At 68.7% G+C, this 7,330-nt stretch carries 4 protein-coding genes; all 4 read right to left on the minus strand.

Annotated features, from left to right (window positions below):
• Window positions 1-1,928 (minus strand): 4-alpha-glucanotransferase (gene malQ, locus KH616_RS18770; protein WP_292249643.1); only part of this gene is annotated, 1,928 nt, incomplete at its 3' end.
• Window positions 1,925-3,805 carry a malto-oligosyltrehalose trehalohydrolase gene (treZ, locus tag KH616_RS18775; RefSeq protein ID WP_292249644.1) on the minus strand — a complete coding sequence of 627 codons (1,881 nt, stop codon included), beginning with the start codon at window positions 3,803-3,805 and terminating at the stop codon, window positions 1,925-1,927. The genes treZ and malQ, both read right to left, overlap by 4 nt.
• A 10-nt stretch (window positions 3,806-3,815) precedes the next feature.
• Window positions 3,816-5,927 (minus strand): glycogen debranching protein GlgX, encoded by a 2,112-nt coding sequence (gene glgX, locus KH616_RS18780; RefSeq protein ID WP_292249645.1) that lies wholly within the window; start codon window positions 5,925-5,927, stop codon window positions 3,816-3,818.
• A gap of 28 nt (window positions 5,928-5,955) precedes the next feature.
• A partial coding sequence (gene glgB / locus KH616_RS18785) for a 1,4-alpha-glucan branching protein GlgB (RefSeq protein ID WP_292249646.1) occupies window positions 5,956-7,330 on the minus strand: 1,375 nt, incomplete at its 5' end.

Below are 7,330 nucleotides of genomic sequence, written 5' to 3' on the forward strand. Positions count from 1 at the left end.
AGTGACGACCGACTGCGCGCGACGTAGGCGAGCACCGCCGCGACGGGCGGGGTGTCGCATGGCGGCATGTCCCGGCCGGCCGGCACGCATCGCGCCCGCCGCAGCGCGTGCCAGAGTGCGCCGCGGTCGGCCGCTCGGCGCGCGATCTCGCGACCGTCGGCGTTGTCGGGGCCGGCTTCGGCCTCGCGGTCGGCGGCCGGCCCGGTGTCGTTGTCCGCCCGCGCGGCGACGCGCCGCCAGCGCAGATCGACGCCTTGCCACCAGCCCGCGACGGTCGGCAGGTCGTGCGTCGATGTCGTCGCGACGACGTCCCGCTCCCACGCGTCGGGCAAGCGGAAGGCGCCGTCGTCGTCACGTTCGAACCACAACGCGCGCATGCCGCCGATGCCGTGCGACGCGAGCCGCGCGCGGAACCCCGCGGGCACCGTGCCGAGATCCTCGCCGATGGCGATCGCGCGATGGCGGGATGTTTCGAGCGCGACGAGCCGCAACAGGTCGTCGCACGGATAGCGCAGATACGCACCGTCGCGCGGCCGGGCGCCGTCCGGCACGATCCAGATCCGGGCGAAGCCGAGTACGTGATCGATGCGTATGCCGCCCGCATGCGCAAGCGCGCCGCGAAGCAAATCGATGAATGGCGCGAAGCCGGCAGCACGCAACGCATCCGGCGTCCATGTCGTCACGCCCCAGTCCTGACCGCTGCCATTGAACATATCGGGCGGCGCGCCGAGCGAAACGCCGTTCAGCAATGTCGCGCCGTGCACCCACGCATCGCTGCCCGCACGATCCGAGCCGACCGCCAGATCCGCGATCAGGCCGATCGCCATGCCGGCACGCCGCGCCGCCCGTTGCGCGGCGGCCAGGCCGCAATCCGCACGCCACTGCAGGAATGCGTGAAATGCGATGGCGTCGTGGTGGGCGCGCGCGAACGCATGGGTTTCCGGCGATGTGGGTTGGCGCAACGGCGCGGGCCAGCGGCGCCAGTCGGCGCCCAGGCCATCGCGGATGCAGCATGCGTGCAGCGCGTCGAAGCAGGCGTGCGCGTCGAGGGCAGCACCGCCCGCATCCTGAAAACGGCGAAACGCGTCGAAGGTGCCGCTGCCGTGCGCACGCCAGTCGTCGAACCGTGCGCGCAGCGCGCTCATCCTGGCCGGCAACACGCGAGGCCAGTCGATCAACGGCACGTCGCGCACATCGTCGAAGCCGGCCCATGCACGGGCGGGTCCGTCGGCCGGTATCGCGTCGGGGTCGATGTACGCGACATTGACCCAGCGGCGCGACGACGGCGAGTACGGACTCTCGTGTTCGGGCCGCGCTGGAAACAGCGCATGCGTCGGGCTGATCGCGACGGCTTGTGCGCCATGCCGCGCGGCCTCGACCGCGAGTTGTGCGAGCGCGGTGAAATCGCCGCATCCGCCGTCATGTGCCCGGCGCAGTCCATAGAGCTGTACCGCGATGCCCCAGCAGCCGTTCGCGCCGCATGTGCGCAGCGTGTCGGAGAATGTGCGTGCACGCGGCGCGATGGCGAGCGCGATGCCGCGCGTGCCGACCTCGAGGACGTGGTAGCCCGCCTCGCTCAGTGGCGGCAGTGCGCCGCATCGGCCCGCACGGGCCACGCGTCCATCGACATGATCGCCTGTTTCGAGTGCGATTCGAAAAGGCGCGCCCGGCGGGGCAACGCTGCACGGCAAGGCGAGCGGCGTGCCGGCCGTGCATGTGACGAGTGCCGACGGTATCGCGGCGGCGCAGGTCAGGGCAGCCGCGCTGTCGGCGCGCTCGGCAGCCGTGCCGCATGGCCAGCCGAGCGCATCAACGAGTGCCGCCAGAGCATCGTCGCCGACGTGCTGGGCGACGCCTGCCGCATCGGTCCACTCGATCTCGAGTCCGGCTTTCCGCGCGAGCAGGGCAATCGGGACATCGGCCGTCATCGCGGTTCGCTCCTGTTGCGGTTGCCGCTGCGCGGCGGACGCAACGCGTCGGCGGGATCGTTGCTATCGCACCATGCGATGCATGTGTGGATGGGCAGCAGACAATCCACGAGCTGATCCCGCGCGCGCGGCGGCGTCTCGAACACGATCCTGCCGGACGGCATCGCAGGCAGCCGTGCCGCGTGCTCGCCGAGATTCAGCGCGATCGTCAGCGTGCGGCTCGCGTCGAGCCGCCATCGCGCGACGAGCGCCCGCGCATCGCAGCCGTCGGCGCCCGCGAGCACTGTTGCGCCGAGCGCGCGGGCGTACCGCAGATACGGCGTCACGAATGCTGCACGCACCCCCAGCGCGCTTCGATAGAAGCCGCGCCACGCACGGGCATCCGGCGGCTCGGCAGCCGGCGCATCGATGCGCGAGCGCGCGAACGTCGCTTCTTCGTTCGGATCGGGGATTGCATGGCGATGCTCGGGATCGGCGAATGCGGGAAAGGCCGCGAATTCGCGCCGCCGGCCTTCGCGGACGGCGTCGGCCAGCGTGCCGCGATAGTCGGTAAAGAACTGAAACGGCTGCGTGCTGCCGCATTCCTCGCCCATGAACAGCAGCGGAATCTGCGGCGCGAGCAGCATGAGCGCAGTCGCCGCGCGCAGCGCGTCTTCGTTCGCAAGCGTGCGCAACCGCTCGCCGAACGCGCGGTTGCCGACCTGATCGTGGTTCTGCAGAAATGCGACGAAAGCGGTCGGCGGCAGATGGGCGCTCGGTTCGCCGCGCGGCGCGCCGGCATGGATCGGCGACGGTTCGCCCTGGTACGCGAAGCCTTCGGCGAGCGTGCGCGCGAATTGCTGCACAGGGGCGTCGGCGAACGCCCGGTAATAGCCGTGGCGCTCGCCCGTCAGCAGCACGTGCGCACTATGGTGAAAATCGTCGTTCCATTGCGCATCGAAGCCGTCCGCGCCGAGCAGGCTCGCCGTGTTGTGCTCGTTCTCGAGCACGAGGTGCACGTGGCGTCCGTCGCCGACATGGTTGCGCACGCGGCGCGCGAGCGTGCGCAACCATGTGTCGTCGCCGATCGCGTGCGCGGCGTCGATGCGAAGGCCGTCGAAGCGGTACTCGTCGAGCCAGTACAGCGCGTTCTCGATGAAGAACGCCCGCACTTGCGGGCACGAAAAATCGATCGCGGCGCCCCATGCCGTGTGTCGATCATGGCGAAAGAACTCGGGTGCATAACGTGGCAGCCAATTGCCGTCTGGCCCGAAATGGTTGTAGACGACGTCGAGCAGCACCTGCAGTCCGAGCCCGTGCGCGGCATCGACGAGCGCCTTGAGTTCCTCGGGGCGACCGTAGGGCGCGGCGGGCGCAAACGGCAGCACGCCGTCGTAACCCCAGTTGCGCAGGCCTGGAAACGTATTGACGGGCATCAGTTCGACGGCCGTGACGCCGAGCCTGGCGAGTCCGCCGAGGCGGTGCTGGACGCGCGCATAGCCGCCGCATGCCCCGACATGCAGTTCGTAGAGCACCGTCTCGTGCCATGGCCGGCCGCGCCATGCGCGATGGCGCCAATGAAAGGCGGCCGGGTCGATTACTTCGCTCGGGCCATGCACGCCGGCCGGCTGGAAGCGGGACGCGGGATCGGGCACGGCGAGACCGCCGTCCAGCAGGTAGCGATAGAGCGTGCCGTGGCCGCATGGCGCGACAGCTTCGAACCAGCCGGCGCCGGCCGCGCTCATCGCGAGCACGCGCTCGCCATCGAGTTCGACGGAAACGGCGTGGCTCGCGGGCGCCCAGAGCCGGAAAAGCGTATGGGCTGCATCGAGACAGGTCGCGCCGGACGACAGCCGGAATGCACATGCGGTGGAGAAACGGGAGGCGGGCGTATGCATGAGCGAATCCTCATGGATGGGCGGCATGCAGCACGTTTGCCACTGCAATCACCGCGCCGTGCGCCGCGACCGTAAGCCCGCCGGCGGGCCACGCGCGCGGCACGGCGTCCGGGCTGGCGGTATCGAGCAGCACGCGATAGTTGAGCGCGGGCGGCGGCGGCACGAACGTCACCGCGCCGGACGAAGCGTTGAGCATCAGCAACAGCGCCTCGGTTCGTCCGTAGCGGCCGGCACCGACGCGCCGCATCGTGAGTGCGCGGCGCTCGCCGTCATCCCAGGCGGGAGGCGCCAGTGTGCTGCCGCACTCGTCGAACCAGTCGATCTCGTGCATGCCGGCGGCGCCGTCACGATCGCCCGACGGAAAGCGTGGCTCGGACAGCACGGGATGCAGGCGCCGCAGTGCGGCGAGCCGGCTGATGAAGCGTGTCATCCGGATGCCGTCGTCGGACTGCGCGGCGTCCCAGTCCAGCCAGGAAAGGTCGTTGTCCTGGCAATAGCCGTTGTTGTTGCCGCGCTGACTCCGGCCGAATTCGTCGCCGCCGAGCAGCATCGGCGTGCCGAGCGATGCGAACAGCGTCGCGATCATCGAGCGTGCGACGCGCATGCGCACATCGCGGATACCGGGGTCGCACGTCGCTCCCTCGACGCCCCAGTTCGCGCTGTAGTTGTCGTCGTGGCCGTCACGGTTGCCCTCGCCGTTGGCTTCATTGTGCTTCGATGCGTAGGCGACCAGATCGGCGAGCGTGAAGCCGTCGTGCGCAGTGACGAAATTGACCGATGCCCAGGTCTTGCGGTGCTGGTGGTTGAACAGATCGGCCGAGCCCGCAAGGCGCGCTGCGAGTTCGGGCCGTTGCCCCGGATCGCCGCGCCAGTAGCGCCGCACGACGTCGCGAAAACGGTCGTTCCACTCCGCGAAGCCGGGCGGATGGCGGCCGAGCTGATAGCCGTCGGGGCCGAGATCCCAGGGTTCGACGATCAGCTTGCGCTGTGCGAGCACCGGATCCTGCCGCAGCGCGTCGAAGAAGCCGGCCCCCGGATCGAAGCCATGCGCCTCGCGGCCGAGCGTCACGCCGAGGTCGAAGCGGAAACCGTCGACGTTGAACGCGAGGGCCCAGTACCGCAGGGAATCCATCACCATCTGCAATACGCGCGGATGGGTGAGGTTCAGCGTATTGCCGCAACCCGTTTCATCGACGTGATAACGGGCATTGCCCGGCACGAGCTTGTAATAGCTCGCGTTGTCGAGTCCGCGCCATGACAGCGTCGGGCCCAGCTGGTTGCCCTCGCAGGTATGGTTATAGACGACATCGAGCACCACTTCGATTCCGGCGGCATGGAGCTGGCGGATCGCGATGCGCATCTCGTCGAGGTGCCGGGTCGAAAGATACGCAGGTTCCGGCGCGAAAAACGCGGCGGTGTCGTAGCCCCAGTAATTGCGCAAGCCGCGGTCGACGAGCGCACGGTTTTGCAGGAACGCCTGCACGGGCAGCAGTTCGACGGTCGTTACGCCGAGCGCATGCAGGTGCGCCACGAATTCCGGCGAAGCGAGTGCCGAAAACGTGCCGCGTTCGGGCAAGTGCAAGCTGCGGCGGCGCATCGACGCGCCGCGCACGTGGGTTTCGTAGATCAGCGTGTCGTGCCACGGCACGCCGGGGCGCCGGTCGTCGCGCCAGTCGAACGACTCATCCACCACGACGCACTTCGGCATCGCGGGTGCCGAATCGCGCCGGTCCATCGACAGATCCGCGCGGTTCGAATGTAGCCGGTAGCCGAACAACGCGTCGGACCAGCGGAACTGGCCGATCAGTTTGCGTGCGTAGGGATCGAGCAGCAGCTTGGCCGGATTGAAGCGATGACCATCGTGCGGCTGATACGGGCCGTCGGCGCGCAATCCGTATACCGTGCCGGGATGTGCGCCCGGCAGATAGCCGTGCCACACCTCGTCCGTGCATTCGGGCAGGTCGAGACGCACCAGCTCCCGGCGTCCGTCCGGATCGAACAGGCAGAGCTGGAGACGGTGTGCATGGGCCGAGAACACCGCGAAGTTGACCCCGATGCCATCCCAGCGCGCGCCGGACGGATAGCTGTGACCGGGTTCGAGACGATCGGGCAGGGCGGCCATGAGGCGGATCTCCCGGGCTTCGCACGGCTCAATCCGGGCGCAGCCACAGCGTCGCGAGCGGCGGCAGGCGCAGCGTCGCCGACCAGGCCATGCCGTGTGCGGGCGCGTGATCGGCCCATGCCGCACCGTCGTTGCCGACGTTGCTTCCCCCGTACACGGCCGCATCGGTGTTCACGAATTCGCGCCAGCGGCCGGGCGCGGGCAACCCGAGCCGGTAGTCGGTGCGCACCACCGGCGCGAAGTTGCAGACGGCGACGATCATGCGCCCCGCGTCGTCGCGCCGCACGAACGCGAACACGTTGTTGTCGCAATCGTCTCCGATCAACCATGTGAAGCCTTCGGCGTCACAGTCGAGTGCGTGGAGCGCCGGCTCCGTCGCGTACGTCTGGTTCAGGTCCCGTACGAGCCGCTGCACGCCACGATGCGCGGGGGTGTCGAGCAGTTCCCAATCCGGACTCTCGTCGTGCGCGAACTCGGCCCACTGCGCGAATTCGCCGCCCATGAACAGCAGCTTCTTGCCCGGATGCGCCCACATGAAGCCGAAGTATGCGCGCAGCGTCGCGAACCGCTGCCACACGTCGCCCGGCATCTTGGCGAGGAGCGAACCCTTGCCGTGCACGACCTCGTCGTGCGACAGCGGCAGCACGAACCGTTCGGAGAATGCGTAGAGAAGCCCGAACGTCATCCGGTCATGGTGATAGCGGCGATGGATCGGATTCTCGCGCAGGTACGCGAGCGTGTCGTGCATCCAGCCCATGTTCCATTTGAAGTCGAAGCCGAGACCGCCTGCTTCGGTCGATGCCGTCACGCCGGGCCAGGCGGTCGACTCTTCCGCGAACGTCGCGACGCCGGCTGGTGCGGCGTCGCCGTGCAGCGTGTCGTTCAGTTGACGCAGGAATGCGACTGATTCGAGATTTTCGCGGCCGCCGTGCACGTTCGGCACCCATTCGCCGGCCGCGCGCGAGTAGTCGCGGTAGAGCATGGAGGCGACCGCATCGACACGAATCCCGTCGACGTGATAGCGACGCGTCCACGCGAGCGCCGACGCGATGAGGAACGCGCCGACCTCGTGCCGCCCGAGATTGAATACGCGCGTGTGCCAGTCGGGATGCACGCCTTCGCGCGGGTCCGCATGTTCGTAAAGCGCACTGCCGTCGAAATGCACGAGGCCGTGCGGATCGTCGGGAAAATGCGCGGGCACCCAGTCGACGATCACGCCAACGCCGGCCGCATGTGCATGCGCGACAAAGCGCGCGAAGCCCTCCGGTGGACCGAAGCGCGCGGACGGCGCGAACGGCGACAAGGGCTGATAGCCCCACGAGCCGCCGAACGGATACTCGGCGATCGGCGTGAACTCGACGTGCGTGAAACCCATGACGCGCACATAGGGAATCAGTTGCTCG

The sequence above is a fragment of the Burkholderia sp. genome (genome assembly GCF_018375725.1).
Lineage (GTDB): Bacteria > Pseudomonadota > Gammaproteobacteria > Burkholderiales > Burkholderiaceae > Burkholderia.